Source organism: Streptomyces prunicolor, from assembly GCF_045162825.1.
GTDB lineage: Bacteria > Actinomycetota > Actinomycetes > Streptomycetales > Streptomycetaceae > Streptomyces > Streptomyces prunicolor.
The window spans coordinates 5,878,801-5,897,617 of the sequence record NZ_CP108676.1 but is presented as its reverse complement, the minus strand read 5'-3'; the positions used below and the strand labels follow the sequence as shown (position 1 = coordinate 5,897,617).

The window sequence follows — 18,817 nt, the reverse complement described above, 5'->3', positions numbered from 1 at the left end:
ACACCAGCCGAACGGCAGCGAGAGCAGCAGGAGAGGGGCCATCCGATGGCAGTGGACGAAGGGGTCGCCCCCGCGGCGAACACAAGCGAGGACGGCGCCGTTCACCGGCTCAAGCCCAACGCCATCGGCCTGCTGGGCGTCGTCTTCATGGCCGTCGCGACCGCCGCCCCGATCACCGCGATGACCGGCAACGTGCCCTTCATGGTCTCGTCGGGCAACGGCATAGGCGCCCCGGCGAGCTACCTCGTCGCAATGGTCGTCCTGGCAATCTTTTCCGTCGGCTTCACCTCGATGGCGAAGCACATCACCTCGACGGGCGCCTTCTACGGCTTCATCTCCTACGGCCTCGGACGCACCGTCGGACTCGCCTCCGGCCTCCTCGCCACCTTCGCGTACGTCGTGTTCGAACCGGCGCTGATCGGCATCTTCTCGGTCTTCGCCACCGGAACCCTCAAGGACCAGACGGGACTTGACGTCCCGTGGTGGGCCTGCGCGATCGTGATGCTCGCCGTCAACGCGACGGGCACCTGGTTCGGCGTATCGGTCGCAGAGAAGCTGCTCGTCGTCCTGCTGGGCACGGAGGTGACCGTCCTCGCGGCGATGGCGATCTCGGTCGCCCTGCACGGCGGCGGCCCGCACGGCTTCACCTTCGGCCCGGTCAACCCGGTCAACGCGTTCAAGGGAACGTCCGCCGGTCTCGGTCTCTTCTTCGCCTTCTGGTCGTGGGTCGGCTTCGAGTCGACCGCGATGTACGGCGAGGAGTCCCGCGACCCGAAGAAGATCATCCCCAAGGCGACGATGATCTCCGTCCTGGGCGTCGGCGTCTTCTACGTCTTCGTCTCCTGGATGGCCATCATCGGCAACGGCGAGACGGAGGCCGTAAAGGTCGCCTCCTCGGCGAACCCGCTCGCCCTCTTCTTCAACCCCACCGAGCACTACGTCGGCCACTGGGCGGTCGACCTCATGCAGTGGCTGATGATCAGCGGCTCGCTCGCCTGCGGCATGGCCTTCCACAACTGCGCCAGCCGTTACATGTACGCGCTGGGCCGCGAGGGCGTCCTCCCCTCCCTCAAGAACACCATCGGCCGCACCCACGCCAAGCACGGCTCCCCGCACATCGCAGGCTTCGTGCAGACCGTGATCAGCGCCGTCCTGATCCTCGCGTTCTGGGCCACGAGCAAGGACCCGGCCAACGCGATGTACGTCCTGCTGGCCATCCTCGGCACGATGGCGATCCTCGTGGTGCAGGCGGTGTGCTCGTTCGCGGTACTGGCGTACTTCCGCAGCCACCACCCCGAGAGCCGGCACTGGTTCAAGACGTTCACCGCTCCGCTGCTCGGCGGTGTGGCGATGCTGGCGGTGGTGCTGCTCCTGGTGTCCAACATGAGTGTGGCAGCGGGCTCGGAGTCCAACTCACCGCTCCTGAAGGCAACCCCGTGGCTGGTCCTCCTGGTCGCGGCAACGGGCATCGGCTACGCCCAGTACCTGAAGCACCGGGCACCTGAGCGCTATGCCTTGCTCGGCCGCACGGTCCTCGAAGAAACCAAGGAGCGCTGAAGATTTTTTAGGGGCGCGGGGAACTGCGCGACCAGCCCACCACCGGGCCGCAGACGAGTACAAATCTGCGGGAGCGTTGTGGCTGGTCGCGCAGTTCCCCGCGCCCCTTAAGTAGCTCCACCGAACCGCGTTTCACGGTGAACCCTCCACCGCTCCATCATCGCCGCGATCTCCCCGTCGACGAACTCGAAAAAGGCCAGCGTCTCTGCCATACGGCGCCCCGCCGGCGTATCCGCGCCGAGACTCGTGACCCCCTCGCCCAACGCCGCCTCCCACCGCTTGAGAACGGCCTCGCGGTTGGTGAGCGCCTCATACCACTGGTTGCCCTGAACCCGATACCGCTCGCGCCGTGAACCGGGTTCACGCTCGCGCGACACCATGTGCTGCTGCGCCAGATACCGCACCCCACCGGACACCGCCGCCGGACTGATCCGCAGCTGCTCCCCCAGCTCGACGGAGGTCATCGCCCCCTCGTCGGAGGAGAGCAGCGCCGCGAAGATCCGCGCAGGCATCCGCTGCATCCCCGCCTCGACGAGCTGCGCCGCGAAGGACTCGACAAACTTCGACACGGACTCCGCGTCCCGCCCACCGGATGTGTCCTTCGCACCAGATGTATCCGTCATGGAACCACCTTACCCGCGCTTCACACGCTTCCTTAACTTCACAAATTTCTGAAAGAAGCGTACGTTCGGCTCCATGACGAAGGCAATCACCGTCTCCGGACTGCACAAGTCGTTCGGCAAGACGCAAGCCCTCGCGGGTCTCGACCTGGACGTCGAGGCCGGCGAAGTGCACGGCTTCCTCGGCCCCAACGGCTCCGGCAAGTCCACGACGATCCGCGTCCTGCTCGGCCTCCTCCACGCGGACTCGGGCGCGGCCCAGCTCCTGGGCGGCGACCCCTGGACCGACGCCGTCGAACTGCACCGCCGGGTCGCCTACGTCCCCGGCGACGTGACCCTGTGGCGCAACCTCTCCGGAGGCGAAGTCATCGATCTCTACGGCAAGTTGCGCGGCGGCCTCGACAAGTCCCGCCGTGCCGAGCTGATCGACCGCTTCGAACTCGACCCCACCAAAAAGGGCCGCACGTACTCCAAGGGCAACCGCCAGAAGGTCGCGCTCGTCGCCGCGTTCGCCTCGGACGTGGACCTGTTGATCCTCGACGAACCGACGTCCGGCCTCGACCCCCTGATGGAAGAGGTCTTCCAGCGCTGCGTGGAGGAGGAACGCGACCGGGGTCGTACGATCCTGCTCTCCTCCCACATCCTCAGCGAGGTAGAGGAGTTGTGCGATCGAGTCAGCATCATCCGCAAGGGCCGCACGGTGGAAAGCGGTTCGCTGGCCGACCTGCGCCACCTCACCCGCACCAGCGTGACGGCCGAACTCACCGGCGCCCCCAACGGGTTGGCGTCCATCCCCGGCGTGCATGACCTCGACGTACAGGGTCATCGCGTCCGCCTCCAGGTGGAGGCAGACCAACTCAACGCTGTACTGCGGTCGTTGAGCGAGTCCGGCGTGCGCTCCCTGACCTCGAAGCCGCCGACGCTGGAGGAGCTGTTCCTCCGCCACTACCAGGAGACGGCATGACGGCCGCCGCGTTCCCCGCCCGCCCCGGCGTCAGCGGCTCGCGCCAACTGGCGGGCACCGGCGCCCTGTTGCGCTTCAACCTGCGCCGCGACCGCGTGGTGATCCCGGCCTGGGTGGCGGTGACCGGCCTGCTGGTCCTCTCCCTCCCCGGCTCCCTGAAGAGCGTGTACTCCACCCCGGCCGAACGAGCCGACATCGCCCGCCAGATGCTCGCCAACAGCTCGCTGCGCGCGACCTACGGCCCGGTGTTCAGCGACTCCCTCGGCGGCCTCACCGCCTGGCGCATCGGCGGCTACGCCGCGATCCTCGCCGGGATCATGAGCCTGGTCGTCGTCGTACGGCACACCCGTGACGAGGAGGAGAGCGGCCGCCAGGAACTCGTCTCCTCGGCGATGGTCGGCCGCCGAGCCCCGCTGACAGCAGCCCTGTTGACGGCGCTGGTCGCCAACTCCGCGCTGGCGCTGCTGATCACGACCGGTATGGCAGGCCAGGGAGCGGCGGGAGCGCTGGCCCTCGGGCTCGGCATCGGCGGAGTCGGCATGGTGTTCGCGACGCTCGCGGCGATCGTCGCGCAGTTCACGGACAGCGGCCATTTGGCGAAGGGCCTGACCGGCGGACTGCTGGGCGCGGCCTTCGTCCTCCGCGCGGTGGGGGACTCGACCACCAACGACGGCTCCTCCCCCGCGACTTGGATCTCCCCGATCGGCTGGCTGGAGAACCTTCGCCCGTTCGCGGCGGAACGGTGGTGGGTGCTGGCCCTGTTCGCGGCGGCGACCCTCGTACAGGGCGTAGTCGCCTACGAGTTGGCGGGCCGCCGAGACGTAGGAATGAGCTTCTTCCCCGCCCGCCCCGGCCCGGCCCACGGCCGCCTCGGCACAGCGGGCGCGCTGGCCTGGCGGCTCCAGCGGGGCAGCGTACTGGGCTGGGGCCTGGGCTTCCTCGCCGCCGGGGTCGCCTTCGGCGGCATCACGAAGGGCGCGGCGGACCTGGTCGGGGACAACGCCAAGACCCGCGAGATCATCGAGCGGATGGGCGGCCAGTCGGGCATCGAGGACGCGTTCCTGGCCACGATGGTCGGCATGTTCGGCATGCTCGCCGCGCTGTACGCGGTCTCGTCGGTCCTACGGCTGCACAGCGAGGAGACCGGCCAGCGTGCCGAACCGATCCTCGCGAACGCGGTCGGCCGGCTGCGCTGGGCCGCCGGCCACCTGACGATCGCCTTCGCCGGCGCGGTCGTCATCATGCTGCTGAGCGGCCTCGGCCTGACCCTGGGCTACGGCGCCGAACCGGGCCCGATCCTGGCCGCCACCCTGGTCCAACTCCCGGCGATCTGGACCCTGGGCGCCCTCGCGGTGCTGCTCCATGGAATCTCCCCGCGCCTGTCCCCGGCATCCTGGGCAGCGGCCGGACTGGCCCTCGCGCTCGGCTGGATCGGCCCCGCGCTGAACCTCCCCCAGGCGGTCCTGGACGTCTCCCCCTTCGGCCACCTGCCGAAGCTCCCGGGCGGAGACATGGCGTGGGGCCCGGTAGTCGTCCTCACGGCGATCGCCGCCGCCCTGATCGCCGTAGGACTGGCAGGTCTACGCCGCCGCGACCTCACCACCTGACCGAGAACACGACGGGGAACACGACGGGGAACACGACGGGGAACACGATCAAGAACACGACCGGGAATTCGACGGGGAATTCGACGGGGAATTCGACCGGGAACCTCCGGCGCCCCGCACGCGTCCGTCCCGGGCATGGGACAACGCGCGCAGGCCGCCGGAGGATGTCTGACCGCCGTGCTCGGCGCGGGAGTTGGGCTGGCGGTGTGGTCGTACGACGTCCGGGCCCGCTTCCAGCGCTTCGAGGCGAGCCCCGACTGGAGTGTCCTGTACGCCGAGTTGCCGCTGGCGGTGTTGGGTGGGGTCCTGGTGTCGCTCGGCATCTGGGTCGTGGTGCAGCGCGCCAGATAGCCCTCTCGGGCGGCACTCGACCGAGTTGAGAGGAAACGGCGTTGGACACGAGCGCGGAGGACCCCGTCGACCTCACGATGACCGCCGAGGTCTACGGCGTGCTGCGCGAACACGCCTGGATCGGGCAGGTCAGCGCGGACCACGACCTGGACGCGGACCTGTTCGGGCTGGCGGTCAAACGGGCCGCCGCCTACGGCTGGAGTTCCACCCGTTTCAGCGCCGGTGCCGAACTCGGCGGGCAGCGCTGGGGCCACGCGGACGCCGGCGGGGACTGGTCGCAGGACGGCCGGGTGCGGCAACTCGCGTGGCTGACCGTGTATCCCGCGACCAACCTGCGCGAACAGCACCTGCCCGTCCTGCCGTTGACCCGGATCATGGTCGATTCCCTGGGCCGCGTCGGCGAGTTGGACTTCATGGGGCTGACAGTGCGGGTGCCGGTGCGGCTCGCGCCGGACACCCGGTTCGACCTGGTGGGGGACGCCGACTGGTTCGCCCTGGCCGCACCGGACGCGCGGACGGAGGCGTCCGTCTCCGTCCTGCCCCTGTTCGACACCGTGGCGGCGGAGCGGGTGCGCGAACTCGTCGTCCAGCGCGGCCACGGACAGCTCCGCGCCGAACACCGAGCCGGAGCACGTGACCGTACGGCCTTCGTGTGCGCGCTGCCCGAGTGGACCCCGAACGCCGCGGCCTGGCTCGCGGAGGTCTTCATCGACGCGCTGCGCGCGGTCGGCGTACGCGACACGACGGAGATCGCGATCGTCCGAAACTCCCGAACTCCCCCTCACACAGCAGGAGTCACCGCCCCATGAGAGTCGGGATCACCGGACACCGCGGCCTGTCCGGCGAGGTGGAGCGGACGGTGCGCGCGCTCATCGAGGAGGCGGTCACGTCGTACCGCACCGGTACCGGAACCGGCACCGAACCCGGCAACGCGGGCCTGGTGGGCGTCAGTTGTATCGCCGACGGTCCGGATACCTGGTTCGCCCGGACCGTCCTCGACCACGGCGGGCGGCTCGAAGTCGTCCTGCCCGCCGCGAGGTACCGCGCCGACCTGCCCGCCTGGCACCACTCCACCTACGACGACCTCCTCCGCCGAGCCACGGAGGTCCACCGCACGGGACTCGATACCTCGGGCCCGGACGCCTACATGGCGGGCAGCGAACTCCTCGTGGACCAGGTCGACGTACTCCTCACCGTCTGGGACGGCCGCCCCGCCCGCGGCTACGGCGGCACCGCCGACGTCGTCACCTACGCGCGGGAGCACGACGTACCCGTGCAGGTCCTCTGGCCCGAGGGCGCCACCCGCGACTGACGTGCGGGGCAGGGCGAGTCAGGGCGAGGCAGGGCGGGGCATGGCGGGGCATGGCAGGACAGCGCAGGTGATCAGGCGTTGTCGACAGCCGCGGCGATCTTCCGGATCATGGCGGTCTCGGCGGGCCCTGCGCCGCCCTTGTGCGCGCGGGAGGCGGCCTCCATGATCGTGACGATGGTGGCGCGGAAGTTCTCGGCCTCGGCGGGTGCCTTGGCCTTGAGGAGGGTCATCGAGGCGGCCAGGGCGGTGAAGGTGTGGTCGGCCAGATCTGCGGTCGAACTGCCCTCCAGATCAAGGCCCTTGAGCTTCTCGGCGAGGACGTGACCGACCAGGCCGGTCGCGGACGACAGCGCCTTGCCGCCGGCCATGCCGGAGCGGGTGGAGGAGATCAGGCCGGGGTCGGCCGCCGCCATCAGGGAGACGACGCCGTGGGCCGCGGTCTGGAGGGTGAGCTTCTCGGCGGGGGTGAGGATCTCGGTGGGGGTGGTCTTCTCGGACATGGGGGTCTCTTTCGTTCGTTCGTGCAGGACGGGGTGGGGTGGGGTGGGGCGCAACTGCCGTAGGACAGTGGTCTGTTGAAGTGGTTGTTGAAGTGGTCTGTTGAGGTGGAGGTCAGGCGGCAACCTCGGCCTGGTTGCCAACTGCCTTGCGGGGCAGGGCCAGGCACAGGACCGCGCACAGCACGTACGCGCCGATCGCCCAGGGCCCCGCGTGCGTGATGGCGTCGGTGAGGCCCTTGTCCGCGTGGGAGAAGAAGGCGTTGCCGATGACGGCGACTCCGAGCGCTCCGCCGAACTGCTGGGCGGTGGAGAGGATTCCGGAGGCGCCGCCCGCGAGGTCGCTCGGTACGGTGCTCAGGATCGTGTTGACCAGCGGGATGATCAGGAAGATCAGACCGACGCCGGCCAGGAAGAGTCCCGGTACCAACGGCCAGGCGCCGGTGTGCAGTTGGGCGGAGTCCTGTGCCGCGTGCCGGACCCAGAACAGGCCGCCCGCCATCACCAGCGCGCCCAGGATCAGCACGCTGCGGCCGAACTTGGCGGCCAGCGGGTCGACGGCGGGGGCGGACAGGATCGAGCCCGCGCTGAAGGCGACCATCAGCAGACCGGCCTGCGTGGGGGTGTAGCCCTGGCCGGACTGGAGCCAGATGGTGAAGACCAGGAAGAAGCCGGACATGCCGCCGTAGAAGAGGAGTTGGACGAGCAGGCCTGCGCTGAAGGCGGGCTTCTTGAACAAGTCCGTGGGGAGGAGCGGGTGTTCGATGCCCCGGCGCTTCTCCGACAGCGTCAGCAAGGCGATCGCGGCCACGCCCGCCGCCAGGCAGAGCCAGCCCCACAGCGGCCAGCCGTTGGAACGGCCCTGGACCAGCGGGAGCACGATCGCTACCAGACCCGCGGCGAGAACCAGGTTGCCGGGCAGGTCCATGCGGCCCGTGAAGGCGTGGTCCTTGGAGGCGGGGATCCACTTGGCGCCGAGGACGAGGACCAGGGCGGCCAGCGGGAGGTTGATGACGAAGATCGTGCGCCAGCCCCAGCCGAACAGGTCCCAGTCGGTGAGAACGCCGCCGAGCAGCACACCCACGGCGGTGGAGATCCCGGCGATCGCGCCGTACAGGGCGAAGGCCTTGCCGCGTTCCTCGCCGTCGAACATCGTGCGGAACGAGGCGAGGATCTGCGGCATGATCACGGCCGCGGCCACGCCCTGGAGTCCGCGCGAGGCGACGAGCACCCCGGCCGAGGTAGCGAGCGCGCTGGCCAGGCTCGTCAGCGCGAACGCGGTGACGCCGAGCAGGAACAGCTTCTTGCGGCCGTAGCGGTCACCGAGGTGCCCGGCGATGATCAGCGTGGCGGCGAAGCCGAGCATGTACGCGGACACGGTCCACTGCAGGTCGGCCGGGGTGGCTTTGAGGCCCTTGCCGATGGAGGGCAGCGCGGTGTTCACGATCGATCCGTCGATCATGTCCAGCAGCGCGGCGAGGATCATCACGAACGCCGCCGCCCACCGTTTGGGATAGGGCACCGGCCCGCTGCCGTCGTCAGCGGCTACGTTCATGGGGTTGGTCGTGCTGGACGACATGGCGTGGACTCCTCGGGTCGGTCAGTTCTGCTTGACTTTCATACATCTTGGCTTTCAAGCTAATAACCGATAGTTACGATGCAGGGAGATATCTCGAATGTCAAGCGGAACGGAGTCGGGGTCGGGCTCAGGGGCGGTCGAAGCGCGGCTGGGCGCGGCCGTGCAGGCCTACCAGAGCGCCGTCGACGACTTCGACCGCGAGCTGGCCCGGCTCATGGGGGTCAACGAGACCGATCTGCGCTGCCTGGAGATCCTTTTCGCCGTCGAGGAGATCACCCCGCGTGAACTGAGCCGGCAGCTGGGCCTGACCACCGGGAGCGTCACCACGATGCTCGACCGGCTGGAGAAGCTCACCTATCTCACCCGCACGCCGCACCCCGACGACCGGCGCAAGACCCTGATCCGCGTCACCCCGGAGGCGACCCAGCGCGCCTTCGGCCTGATCGGGCCGTTCCTCGAAGACGCCGGGCGGAAGGTCTTCGACCGCTATACCCCCGAGCAGCTGGAACTGGTCATCGACTATCTGACCTTCTCCCGCGACATCCAGCAGCAGCACGTCGAACGGTTGCGGAAGACGCCCGCCGCCGGCCCGACCCGCACGGGCGGCCGACAGGTCCGGGGGCCCCGGGGCGGGTCGGCGACGTAGGTCCAACTCATGGGCTACGAAGGGCTGTTACTCCACCTCGACGCTCAGCCCCTCCAGCCCCCGGATCACGAAGTTCGGCTTGCGTTCCGGCTCCGCCGCCAGGCTCAGCGTCGGGGCGCGCTCCAGCAACGCCCCCATGGAAGCCGCCAGTTCGATACGGGCCAGGGGCGCGCCGATGCAGTAGTGGATCCCCGCGCTGAAGCTGATGTGCGGGTTGTCCGCGCGGGTGAGGTCCAGGCGCTCGGGGTCGGTGAAAACCGCCGGGTCGTGGTTGGCCGCGCCGAACAGCATCGCGATCTCCGCACCGCGCGGGATCGTCGTACCGTCGATCTCGATCTCGTCCAGCACCCACCGCTCGAAGAGCTGGAGCGGGGTGTCGTAGCGCATCAACTCCTCGACGGCGGAGGGGATCAGGGAGTGGTCCGCGCGCAGGGCCGCCAGCTGGTCGGGGTTGCGGAACAGTGCCCACCAGCCGTTCACCGTGGAGTTCACCGTCGCCTCGTGGCCCGCGTTCAGCAGGAGTACGGCGGTGGAGATCAACTCCTGTTCGGTGAGGCGGTCGTCGTCCTCGTCGTGGGCCGCGATCATGCCGGAGATGAGGTCGTCGCCCGGGTTCTTGCGGCGGGCCGCGATCAACTCGCGTAGATACGAGGAGAATTCGTTGGACGCACGGACCGCCTTCGCCGCCGTGTCCTCGGACGGGCTGAGTTCGTACATCCCGCAGATGTCCGCCGACCAGGGGCGCAGCGGGGCACGGTCCGACTCCGGGATGCCGAGCATCTCGGCGATGACTGCGACGGGGAGCGGTTCGGCCACGTCCGTCAGCAGGTCGCCGCCGCCCTTCGCCACCAGGGCGTCCACCAGCTCGGCCGCCAACTGGCTGACGTACGGCTTGAGTTGCTCGACCGTGCGCGGGGTGAACGCCTTCGAGACCAGGCGCCGGATGCGGGTGTGGTCCGGGGGCTCCAGGTCGAGCATGCCGTGGTCGTTGAGGGTGTGGAAGGGCTCGTGCTCGGGCGGGGGCGCCGTACGGTCGAAGTCCTCGTGGGTGAAGCGGTGTTGGTAGGTGCGGCCGAGACGGCGGTCGCGCAGGAGTGCCGAGACGTCGGCGTGGCGGGGGACCAGCCACTGGTCCGTCGGCTCGTAGTACGTGACCCGGCCCCGGTCGCGCAGTTCGGCGTAGGCGGGGTACGGGTCGGACACGAACGCCGGGTCCCAGGGGTCGAAGGCGAGGTCGTCAGCAGCTGCCATGCACGGACGCTAACCGGTGGACGAGCTTCTGACCAGGGGGTCCTGGCTGTTGTCCAGCGGATCTCGGGGTGTCTTGACCAGTGTCCACAGCCTTGTGGACCTGTGGTGAACGGTTGCGGGGCCCGGTCCTCCGCTCCCGACGCCGTTGGCCCACCCCGTCAGCGGGCCGGGGCAGGTGTATGCGGCTGAGAAAGTGTGACACTTACGCTGGAAGTGTCACATTTCTGAATCGGCAGCCCCACCGCGCCGGATGCGTCAACAGCGTCGAGGCCGCACGCACGCAGCGGCTCGCGCACAAGCTGCGGGAACTGCGCACCGCGTGCGGCGGGCCGTCGTACCGCGGGCTCGTCCGGTTCGAGCACGGTGACGAGGAGCTGTTCTGCGGGCGGGAACGGCTGGTCGGGGAGCCGTCCCTACCCCGGTCTCACCAACCTCGCCTCGTACGCGAACACCGCCGCCTGCGTACGGTCCCGCAGCCCCAACTTCACCAGGACGCGGCTGACATGGGTCTTGATCGTCGACTCGGCGACCACCAGCCGCTCGGCGATCTCCCCGTTCGACAAGCCCTGTGCGATGAGGACCAGCACCTCCGTCTCCCGATCGGTCAGATCCCCGTACGACCCCTGCTGCGCGGCCGGCATCAGGCGGGGTGTCTCGGACAGCTTCGAGAACTCCGTGATCAGCCGCTTGGTGACGGACGGCGCCAGCAGCGCCTCACCGGCCGCCACCACCCGTACCCCGTCGGCCAGTTGACGTGCCGAGGCGTCCTTCAGCAGGAAGCCGGAGGCGCCCGCCCGCAGCGCCTGGTACACGTACTCGTCGAGGTCGAACGTGGTGAGCACCAGCACCTTCGCCGCGCCGTCCGCGGCGACGATCTCCCGGGTCGCCTCGATACCGTTCATCTCCGGCATACGGATGTCCATCAGCACGACGTCCGGGGCCAGTTCACGCACCCGCTCGACCGCGTCGCGTCCGTTCACCGCCTCGCCGACGACCTCGATGTCCGGCATCGCGCCCAGCAGGACCGAGAAGCCCTCGCGCACCATCATCTGGTCGTCCGCGATCAGCACGCGGATCGTCATGCGTCACCTTCTCTCGCACCCGGTGCCGGTCCGCTCGCGCTCGGGACCGGTTCGCTCGCGCTCGGCATCGGCACCGGCAGGAACACCGTCACCTCGTAGCCGCCGCCGTCCGCCGGGGCCGTCGTCATCTCGCCGTTCAGCATGGAGACCCGCTCGCGCATCCCGGTGATGCCGTGCCCGGCGCCGGGCGAGGGCTTCACCAGGCTCGGCTCGGGCATCGGGCCGTTGACTATCCGCAGGCCGAGCCCGCCCAGCACGTAACCGATCTCGACGCGGGCACTCGCACCGGGCGCATGCCGCAGGGTGTTGCTCAACGCCTCCTGCACTATCCGGTACGCCGACAGTTCGACGCCCTGCGGGAGTTCACGCACCGCTCCCGTCACCGCCTTGTCGACGCTCAGGCCGGCGTCGCGCACATTGGCGAGCAGTCCGTCCATGTCGGCGAGGGTGGGCTGCGGGGCGTCGGGCGCCTCGTAGTCCTCCGCGCGGACCACGCCCAGGACCCGGCGCAGCTCGGTCAGGGCCGCGACCGCGTTCTCCCGGATCGTGACGAACGCGCGCTCCAGCTCCGGCGGCGGGTTCTCCACGCGGTAGGGCGCGGCCTCCGCCTGGATGGCGACCACCGACATGTGGTGGGCGACCACGTCGTGCAGCTCGCGGGCGATCGTCGTGCGCTCCTCCAGCAGCGTGCGCCGGGACCGCTCGTGCGCCGTGACCGTCTGCTGGGCGGTCACCTCCTGCCGGGCCTCGCGGCGTATCTGCCAGACCGCGACGCCGAGCAGGACCAGCGCGGAGCTGAACAGCACCTGCGCCGTGTCGGAGCGGAAGGCGCGGCCGTCGGAGACGTTGCCGGCGATGAAGCCGTAGACCGCCGTCAGTGCCCACATCCAGGCGGCGGTGCGCGGCCGGGTGCGTATGGCCACGATCGTCAGCACGAACAGATGACAGGCAAAACTGCCGGCCAGCCACGGCCACGAGTCGTCCCACTCGTTCGCCAGCATCGTGGCGACCGGGGTGGCGACCATGGACAGCCAGAACGCGCCGACCGGCCGCACCATGGTCAGCAGCACCGGCAGCAGGGCGAGCAGGCCGAGGATCGTGTTGCTGCCCGCGCCGCGGATCCCGTTGTCCGAGGCGATGAACATCGCGAGCAGGCCGGCCGCGATGATCAGGGCGTGCGGGCTCCAGGTCGCGTACTCCCGCTGCCTCCCCTTGAGGCGCCGGGTGAGCGGGCCCTCGGCGGTGGAGCGGGGCAACGGGCGGTAGGCGAAGGCGTCGTGGAGCAGGTCCTGCCGCAGCCCGCGCAGGGCGTCCGCGGCCAGCCTGAACTCCGGGCTGCGCGGCTTGGCGGCGGCGCCTGGCGGCATCTGCTGGGTCGTCTCGGTCACATTCAAAACGGTAGGCGGCGGGGCGGGTAGCCGTCGTCACCTGTGAGAAGGGTCCTGGGCCGTCCGTCTCAAGTACTACGGGTATGCCTGACGGGCTGGTTTCGCGGGCTCGGGCGGCTGCCGTGGTCGCCGTGGCTGCCCCGTGGTCACCGTGGCTTCAGCGGCCGCCGCCCGGCCGCACCAGTCCCGACTCGTAGGCGAACACCGCCGCCTGCGTACGGTCCCGCAGCCCCAACTTCACCAGGATGCGGCCCACATGGGTCTTCACGGTCTGTTCGGCGACGATCAGATGCCCGGCGATCTCCGCGTTCGACAGGCCCTGCGCGATCAGCCCGAGGACCTCCGTCTCGCGCTCGGTGAGATCGCCGACGCGCGACTTGAGCGGGGTGCGCGGTGTCCCGTTCAGCCGGGAGAACTCGGCGATCAGACGCCGGGTGACACCGGGCGCGAGCAGGGCGTCGCCGGCCGCCACCACCCGTACCGCCTCGGCCAGTTGATCGGCGGACGCGTCCTTGAGGAGGAAACCGGAGGCGCCCGCCCGCAGCGCCTCGTAGACGTACTCGTCGAGGTCGAAGGTGGTGAGCACCAGCACCTTGATCTGCGGGGTCGCGACGGTGATGCGGCGGGTGGCCTCGATGCCGCCGAGTTCGGGCATGCGGATGTCCATGAGGACGACGTCCGGGGCGAGTTCGGCGACCTTGGCCACCGCGTCCAGGCCGTCGACCGCCTGGCCGACCACCTCTATGCCGGGCTGGGCGTTGAGCAGCACGGTGAAGCCCTGCCGGACCATCTGCTGGTCGTCGGCGATGAGTACGCGGATGGTGCTGCTGGTGCCACCGGTGCTGCTAGTGCCGCTCGTCATGGGTTCTCGTCTCCTGTCGGGAAGATGATCTCGGGGACGGCGGATCCTTCGAGGTCAACGGGTTCGTCGGGGGGTGCGACACCGTCCCCGGGCAGGAACGCGACGACCGTGAAGCCGCCCTGGAACGTTCTCGCCGCGGTCAGGTGTCCGCCGAGCATCGTCGCGCGCTCCCGCATCCCGAGCAGACCGTGCCCGGCGCCCGGGGAGGGCGGGGCGGCCTGCTGCGGGCGGGAGTTGGTGACCGTCAGCTCCAGCCCCTCGGGGCCATGCGTGACCTCGACGACGACCGTGGACCCGGGCGCGTGCCGCAGCGCGTTGCTGAGCGCCTCCTGGATGATCCGGTACGCCGACAGCTCCACGCCGGGTGCCAGCGCCCGCGCCTCGCCCCTGACATCGCTGCGTACGTCGAGACCGGCGGCCCTGGTGTTCTCGATCAGCGCGTCCAGGCGGTCCAGGGTGGGCTGCGGGGCGTCGGGGGCGGCACCGGTGCCGGGGCCGCCCACGGCGTACGGGTCGTCGGGGTACTCCGGATTCGCCGAGCGGAGCACGCCGAGGACCCGGCGCAGTTCGGCGAGGGCTTCCAGGGCGTTCTGCCGGATGCCGTCGAGGTTCTCCTTGAGTTCCTCCGACGGGTTCTCGACCAGGAGGGGCGCCACTTGGGCCTGGATGGAGATCACCGACATGTGGTGGGCGACCACGTCGTGCAGTTCGCGCGCGATACGGCTGCGCTCCTCCAGGAGGGTGCGGCGGTTGCGCTCCTCCGCCGTGATCGTCACCTGCTCCACGAGCTGGGTACGGGCCTCGCTGCGACCGCGCAGGGCGGTGCCGACGAGGACGGCCACCGCGCAGACGGCGACCGCGACCGCACCTGTCGAGGAGTAGCTCTGGGCGCCGAGCACCCCTTGGATGACGAACGTCGTCAGCGCGGTCCCGGCCAGCGCGGCGAGGGCTCTGCGGGTGGGTACGCGCAGCGCCAGGAGCAGGAGCACGGCGGCCTGGACGATGATTTCGGTGGTGCTCCAGGGCCAGTCCGGGCCCGGCGACGAGCCGTCGGGCAGAGCGGCGTGGGGATCCATGGCCGCACGTGCGGCCAGCGCGGTGACAGCCGTCGCGGTGAGGGACAGGGCCCAGGCGGGGACGGGCCGACGCAGGGCGAGGACCAGGGCGACGCCCTGCCCGAAGCCCGCCAACACACCCTGGGGCACGCCTAGTTCGTACGCGCTCATCGTCTCGTCCATGCCGGCCAGGGAGAGGCCGAGGGCGGCAAGGGAGACGAGGACGTACGTGACGCGACGCAGCCAGCGGTGTCCCGGGAACAGGGTGGGTGCGGTGCGCGGGGGCTCGGCACCATCGGCGGCTGCGTTCATCTGGTCAACCCTAGGCACGGTGAGGGGTCTTCGCTCGGATGCGGGTGCGGGTGCGGATGTGGGCGCGGGTGCGAGTACGGATGCCGGTACGGACCGTGCGCGGGCGCGGATCCTGTTCGTATGTCCTGAACGCCGTCCAGCAGATCGTCAGGGCCAGTGCGAACACCGGGAGCCAGGCCACTCGGGCCGCGACCCACGTCAGGTCGTCGGGGCGGGTGTGCAGGCCGAGGAGGTGGCCCGCGGGGATGGTCGTGGCCGTGGTGGCCATCAGGGCTGTCTGGTGCCAGAGGAAGATCGTCATCGCGGAGAGGTTGACCAGGGCCACCGCCGACCAGGCGAGCGGGCGGCGCATCGTGCGGCGCAGCCGGTCACGGAGGAGCAGGGCCAGGCCGCACTGGGCCAGGCCGAAGGTGACGGCGGCCAGGGTCGGCGGGTCCAGGTTGGAGATCGTGCCGCCGGGGACGCCGACCATCGACGCCGGGTAGCCCGCCCAGAGGACGAGCGCCGCCGTCGCCGCCGCACCGCCCGCCAGCAGGACCCAGCCCGCACGGGCGCGCTCCAACTCCCCCCGGGTCCATGCCGCGCCCAGGGTGTACGGCACCAGCCAGCCGGCCGCCACGTTCACCCAGCCGAGCCAGGACGGGCCGCCCAGCCCGAAACGGATCAGGTCCACGTGCAGTACGACGGCCAGCGGCCACAGCGGGTTCAGCCGGGTCAGGAGCGGAGTGGCCGCCGTCAGCCCCGCGAACACGACCAGGAACCACAGCGGTGACAGCGCCAACTTGACCAGGGTGCGGACCGTTTCGAAGTCCGTGCCGGACAGGAGCAGCGCGACGGCCGTCACCGTCCACAGGGTGAGGACGGCTGCCGCAGGCCTGAACAGCCGGGACAGTCGGCCGGTCAGCCATTGACGGTACGTCGCGCCCCGGGCCCGCGCGGAGGCGTAACCACGGGTCGCCACATGCCCGCCCACCAGGAAGAACACCGCCAGCGTCTGGAACACCCAGGAGATGGGCGCCAGCCACGGCATGGCCTGCAACGGGCTGGCCGTGTGCAACGTGCCGCTGTCCGCGATCAGTGCCGTCACCAGCCAGTGGCCCAGGACGACACCGAGGATCGCGAAGGCGCGCAGGGCGTCCACGGCACGGTCCCGGCCGGGCGGGGTGGTGGCGTCGACGCGGGCGGCGCCGCGCCGTATGCGATCAGTGTCGAGCCGTATCTGCCGCATCCGCTGTACCCGCCGTATCCGCCGTGTCCCGTCCGTCATGTGGCTCAGGGTCTGCTCACGCATGGGTGACCTCCGAGGTCTCGCCCAGGACGATCCGGGCGAGGTTGGCCAGGGAGGCCGTGCCCGGGGTGAAGTAGTCGCTGTGGCCGACGTCGCCGGCCGCGAAGACCTGGGCGCCGAACACCGGGGACACCGGGTCGGTGCCGAAGCCGACGGTCGTGCCGAACAGGTCCGCGCTGACGTGCGGGACACCGCCGACCCAGTCGTCGGCGCCGCGTGCCGCCCAGACGCGGGCCGGGGTGTGCAGGCCGGCGGCGGAGTCAACTCCCGTACCGGGGCTGCCGATCAGGGCGATGTCGGACACGGCCAGACCGGGGGCGGACCGGCCGCAGACGACCGTGCCGTACGAGTGGCACACCAGCGTGAGGTGCGCCTCGCGACCGGTGATGGTGTGCAGCTGTCGTATGAACTCCCGTAGGTGTGGGGCCGCTTGGTCCGCTCTGGTCGGCGCCAGGACGGTGCTGCTCACCGTGCGCGGGGTGAGGTAACCGAGCCAGGACACCACCGCTGTACGGGAGTTGGGGGCCTCCCGGGTCAGTTGGCGGTGCAGGTTGAGCGCGGTCGCGCGGAAGCGGTCGTAGGTGTCGAGCGTGGTGTCCGAACCCGGGACCAGGACGGCCACGCGGTCGGCGTGCGCCAAGTCGCCGAAGACTTCGGTCGCTTGACCTGATCCGCGGCCGTCGAACGCGAGGAAGTCACGATCCGGATCGGCCATCCCACGGTCCGCCGCCGCACGACGGTCGTCGCCGTCGGCGCCGGCCATCCGGGACGCCTCGGCGGCATTGGCCCGGTTGGCGGCATACACCTCGTCCAACGTGCCCGCCGTGAGCGGAGGAAGGACGGCAGGCACCGGCGCGGGGATCTCCGGCTGCGCCGCGGCCGAGAGGGGGATCACCACGGCACCGGTGACGAACGCGGCAAGCAGGGCACGACGCCATCTGCCGGTACGGCGACGCCTGCTCGCCCGCGGCATGGCAGCCTCGGCAACTTCCTTACCCAGCTCGTCAGTTGCCACCTCGGCCACCCCCGACCCGAGCGCCGTCCCCGTGCCGAGCGCCACCCCCGCATCGAGCCCCGTCCCCGCCCTCATCCCCGTCTCCCCTCCCGGTCCGCCCGGCCGACCGCCGGGCTCATCTGGAAGGAAAATTACGGATCGGGGCACGTCGTCCGCGTCACGCCAGGGAGCTCACCTGCGTCGTAGCTCTCAGGTATTACGGGTATGACCGGGAGGACCGACCGACAACCGGCAGCCACCCACCAGCCCCCCACCACTCCCCCGGCCGCTCACCACGCCAGCTGTGCGATCTCCTCCGCCACCACCGCGCACGCGTCTGCCGCCGGGTCGATCAGCGGGAAGTGACCGACGTCCTCCAGCAGCGTGAGGCCGACGACCTCGCCGGACTTCGCCGCCGCGTCCGCGTAGGACTCGGCGACCGCCTGCGGGACGACGAGGTCGGCGCGGCCCTGGACGAGGGTGGTGGCGATGCCGGTGGGGAGCAGGAGCGTGGGGTCCGCGTACGGCAGGCGCTCGGCGAACTTGGCTTCGCCGCCCAGGAGTTGAGCGGCCGCTCCGTCGCACACCGCCAGCTTCTCGGCGACCGTGAAGTCGGCGATCGGGGCGAGGGCGATCACGCCGCGCAGCGCGGCGGGGGCGTCGGTGCGCCAGGGGGCGTCCTTCGGGAGGACGTGCCGGGCCGCCGCCCACAGCGCGAGGTGACCGCCCGCCGAGTGCCCGGTGATCACCGTGCGGCGCGGATCGGCCTGCGGCAACGCCTCCCGTACGAGCGCGGGGAGCGCGTCCAGCGCGGCGGCGACGTCGTCGAAGGTGTCCGGCCAGCGCCCCGCGACCGGGCCCCCGGCAGCACCCTCCGCGGAGCCAATCGCGGAGCCAATCGCGCTGCCCTGCGCGGGAATTGAGGTGCCTGCGGCAGGACTCGCAGGCCCCCGCCGGTACTCGACGTTGGCCACCGCGAAGCCCCGTCGCGCCAGGAAGTCCGCGAACGGGGTGATGTGTCGGCGGTCGTACGGGGCGCGCCACGCGCCCCCGTGCAGTACTACGACCAGGGGTGGAGCCTCGCCCGGCAAGCGTTCGCCGCGCGGGGCGTAGAAGTCGATCACCTGGTCGGGGTGGTCGCCGTACGCGGCGGTGCTGTCGGGGTCGACGGCGGGGTGCGAGAAGGCCGACTCCTCTTCTGCGACGGCACGTGCGGCTGCGTCGTCCGGCATGCTCCAACCTCTCAGCGACGATGGGGGCACCTCCCAGGCTTTCGGCACTGGGGGAGGATTTGGACGGTTCGGATGTTGCGGACCTGGGGAAGATTGCGGCCGTTGGCGGGACGCTACCAGGCCGGTGACGTGCGCGGACACGCGGATGTCACGCTGGGTGAGGGTTAAACGGTTCTGCTGTTTCGTTACGCTGACGCCGTGCCCGTCACGGCACCGAATC

Annotated in this window: 18 protein-coding genes; 7 read left to right on the top strand and 11 right to left on the bottom strand. The window is 70.4% G+C overall.

Annotated features, from left to right (window positions below; all coding sequences use genetic code 11):
• The first annotated feature begins 45 nt into the window (after window positions 1-45).
• Complete coding sequence (locus OG588_RS27215) at window positions 46-1,557, top strand: APC family permease (RefSeq protein WP_405949586.1); 1,512 nt, start codon at window positions 46-48, stop codon at window positions 1,555-1,557.
• Between the two features lie 107 nt (window positions 1,558-1,664).
• On the opposite strand, the gene OG588_RS27210 is transcribed toward OG588_RS27215, so the two are convergent.
• Window positions 1,665-2,180 (bottom strand): GbsR/MarR family transcriptional regulator, encoded by a 516-nt coding sequence (locus OG588_RS27210; RefSeq protein ID WP_405949585.1) that lies wholly within the window; start codon window positions 2,178-2,180, stop codon window positions 1,665-1,667.
• A 73-nt stretch (window positions 2,181-2,253) separates the two neighbouring features.
• Between OG588_RS27210 and OG588_RS27205 the strand changes: the two genes are divergently transcribed.
• The 5 genes from OG588_RS27205 to OG588_RS27185 all read left to right on the top strand — a co-directional run bounded on the left by OG588_RS27205 (window position 2,254) and on the right by OG588_RS27185 (window position 6,411).
• Window positions 2,254-3,141 (top strand): ATP-binding cassette domain-containing protein, encoded by an 888-nt coding sequence (locus OG588_RS27205; protein WP_405949584.1) that lies wholly within the window; start codon window positions 2,254-2,256, stop codon window positions 3,139-3,141.
• Window positions 3,138-4,748 carry an ABC transporter permease gene (locus tag OG588_RS27200; RefSeq protein ID WP_405949583.1) on the top strand — a complete coding sequence of 537 codons (1,611 nt, stop codon included), beginning with the start codon at window positions 3,138-3,140 and terminating at the stop codon, window positions 4,746-4,748. Before OG588_RS27205 ends, OG588_RS27200 begins: the two co-directional genes overlap by 4 nt.
• Before the next feature lie 135 nt (window positions 4,749-4,883).
• Complete coding sequence (locus tag OG588_RS27195; protein ID WP_405949582.1) at window positions 4,884-5,099, top strand: hypothetical protein; 216 nt, start codon at window positions 4,884-4,886, stop codon at window positions 5,097-5,099.
• A gap of 41 nt (window positions 5,100-5,140) precedes the next feature.
• The gene (locus tag OG588_RS27190; RefSeq protein ID WP_405949581.1) at window positions 5,141-5,908 is read left to right on the top strand and encodes a hypothetical protein; all 768 of its coding nucleotides are present in this window, start codon (window positions 5,141-5,143) and stop codon (window positions 5,906-5,908) included.
• On the top strand, window positions 5,905-6,411 hold the full coding sequence (locus tag OG588_RS27185; RefSeq protein ID WP_405949580.1) for a hypothetical protein: 507 nt from the start codon (window positions 5,905-5,907) through the stop codon (window positions 6,409-6,411). The genes OG588_RS27190 and OG588_RS27185 overlap by 4 nt, the downstream gene beginning before the upstream one ends.
• 71 nt (window positions 6,412-6,482) lie before the next feature.
• On the opposite strand, the gene OG588_RS27180 is transcribed toward OG588_RS27185, so the two are convergent.
• Together OG588_RS27180 and OG588_RS27175 are read right to left on the bottom strand one after the other, a co-directional pair.
• Window positions 6,483-6,911: a hypothetical protein gene (locus tag OG588_RS27180; RefSeq protein ID WP_405949579.1), complete on the bottom strand. Its 429-nt coding sequence runs from the start codon at window positions 6,909-6,911 to the stop codon at window positions 6,483-6,485.
• Between the two features lie 112 nt (window positions 6,912-7,023).
• Window positions 7,024-8,487 (bottom strand): MFS transporter, encoded by a 1,464-nt coding sequence (locus OG588_RS27175; protein ID WP_405949578.1) that lies wholly within the window; start codon window positions 8,485-8,487, stop codon window positions 7,024-7,026.
• A gap of 97 nt (window positions 8,488-8,584) precedes the next feature.
• Between OG588_RS27175 and OG588_RS27170 the strand changes: the two genes are divergently transcribed.
• Window positions 8,585-9,133 (top strand): MarR family winged helix-turn-helix transcriptional regulator, encoded by a 549-nt coding sequence (locus OG588_RS27170; RefSeq protein WP_405949577.1) that lies wholly within the window; start codon window positions 8,585-8,587, stop codon window positions 9,131-9,133.
• 27 nt (window positions 9,134-9,160) lie between these two features.
• Here OG588_RS27170 and OG588_RS27165 read toward each other — a convergent pair whose 3' ends face one another.
• From OG588_RS27165 to OG588_RS27130, 8 genes are all read right to left on the bottom strand, one after another.
• The gene (locus tag OG588_RS27165) at window positions 9,161-10,384 is read right to left on the bottom strand and encodes a cytochrome P450 (RefSeq protein ID WP_405949576.1); all 1,224 of its coding nucleotides are present in this window, start codon (window positions 10,382-10,384) and stop codon (window positions 9,161-9,163) included.
• Between the two features lie 413 nt (window positions 10,385-10,797).
• Window positions 10,798-11,466, bottom strand: a complete 669-nt coding sequence (locus tag OG588_RS27160) for a response regulator (protein WP_405949575.1) — start codon at window positions 11,464-11,466, stop codon at window positions 10,798-10,800.
• Entirely contained in the window at window positions 11,463-12,854 is a 1,392-nt protein-coding gene (locus tag OG588_RS27155) for a sensor histidine kinase (protein WP_405949574.1), read from the bottom strand. The genes OG588_RS27160 and OG588_RS27155 overlap by 4 nt, the downstream gene beginning before the upstream one ends.
• A 157-nt stretch (window positions 12,855-13,011) precedes the next feature.
• Window positions 13,012-13,716, bottom strand: a complete 705-nt coding sequence (locus OG588_RS27150; protein WP_405949573.1) for a response regulator — start codon at window positions 13,714-13,716, stop codon at window positions 13,012-13,014.
• A complete protein-coding gene (locus tag OG588_RS27145; RefSeq protein WP_405949572.1) occupies window positions 13,713-15,083 on the bottom strand; it encodes a sensor histidine kinase in 1,371 nt (456 codons plus the stop codon). Before OG588_RS27145 ends, OG588_RS27150 begins: the two co-directional genes overlap by 4 nt.
• Window positions 15,084-15,093: 10 nt before the next feature.
• Window positions 15,094-16,311: an acyltransferase gene (locus tag OG588_RS27140; protein ID WP_405953226.1), complete on the bottom strand. Its 1,218-nt coding sequence runs from the start codon at window positions 16,309-16,311 to the stop codon at window positions 15,094-15,096.
• 55 nt (window positions 16,312-16,366) lie between these two features.
• On the bottom strand, window positions 16,367-17,344 hold the full coding sequence (locus OG588_RS27135) for an alpha/beta hydrolase (protein WP_405953225.1): 978 nt from the start codon (window positions 17,342-17,344) through the stop codon (window positions 16,367-16,369).
• Between the two features lie 311 nt (window positions 17,345-17,655).
• Window positions 17,656-18,597, bottom strand: a complete 942-nt coding sequence (locus tag OG588_RS27130; protein WP_405949571.1) for an alpha/beta hydrolase family protein — start codon at window positions 18,595-18,597, stop codon at window positions 17,656-17,658.
• Window positions 18,598-18,817 lie beyond the last annotated feature (220 nt).

Coding starts and splice junctions, on each gene's coding strand:
- OG588_RS27215 (WP_405949586.1), top strand. CDS start 46: ATGGCAGTGGACGAAGGGGTCGCCCCCGCGGCGAACACAAGCGAGGAC.
- OG588_RS27210 (WP_405949585.1), bottom strand. CDS start 2,180: ATGACGGATACATCTGGTGCGAAGGACACATCCGGTGGGCGGGACGCG.
- OG588_RS27205 (WP_405949584.1), top strand. CDS start 2,254: ATGACGAAGGCAATCACCGTCTCCGGACTGCACAAGTCGTTCGGCAAG.
- OG588_RS27200 (WP_405949583.1), top strand. CDS start 3,138: ATGACGGCCGCCGCGTTCCCCGCCCGCCCCGGCGTCAGCGGCTCGCGC.
- OG588_RS27195 (WP_405949582.1), top strand. CDS start 4,884: ATGGGACAACGCGCGCAGGCCGCCGGAGGATGTCTGACCGCCGTGCTC.
- OG588_RS27185 (WP_405949580.1), top strand. CDS start 5,905: ATGAGAGTCGGGATCACCGGACACCGCGGCCTGTCCGGCGAGGTGGAG.
- OG588_RS27180 (WP_405949579.1), bottom strand. CDS start 6,911: ATGTCCGAGAAGACCACCCCCACCGAGATCCTCACCCCCGCCGAGAAG.
- OG588_RS27175 (WP_405949578.1), bottom strand. CDS start 8,487: ATGTCGTCCAGCACGACCAACCCCATGAACGTAGCCGCTGACGACGGC.
- OG588_RS27170 (WP_405949577.1), top strand. CDS start 8,585: ATGTCAAGCGGAACGGAGTCGGGGTCGGGCTCAGGGGCGGTCGAAGCG.
- OG588_RS27165 (WP_405949576.1), bottom strand. CDS start 10,384: ATGGCAGCTGCTGACGACCTCGCCTTCGACCCCTGGGACCCGGCGTTC.
- OG588_RS27160 (WP_405949575.1), bottom strand. CDS start 11,466: ATGACGATCCGCGTGCTGATCGCGGACGACCAGATGATGGTGCGCGAG.
- OG588_RS27150 (WP_405949573.1), bottom strand. CDS start 13,716: ATGACGAGCGGCACTAGCAGCACCGGTGGCACCAGCAGCACCATCCGC.
- OG588_RS27145 (WP_405949572.1), bottom strand. CDS start 15,083: ATGAACGCAGCCGCCGATGGTGCCGAGCCCCCGCGCACCGCACCCACC.
- OG588_RS27140 (WP_405953226.1), bottom strand. CDS start 16,311: ATGCGGCAGATACGGCTCGACACTGATCGCATACGGCGCGGCGCCGCC.
- OG588_RS27135 (WP_405953225.1), bottom strand. CDS start 17,344: ATGCCGCGGGCGAGCAGGCGTCGCCGTACCGGCAGATGGCGTCGTGCC.
- OG588_RS27130 (WP_405949571.1), bottom strand. CDS start 18,597: ATGCCGGACGACGCAGCCGCACGTGCCGTCGCAGAAGAGGAGTCGGCC.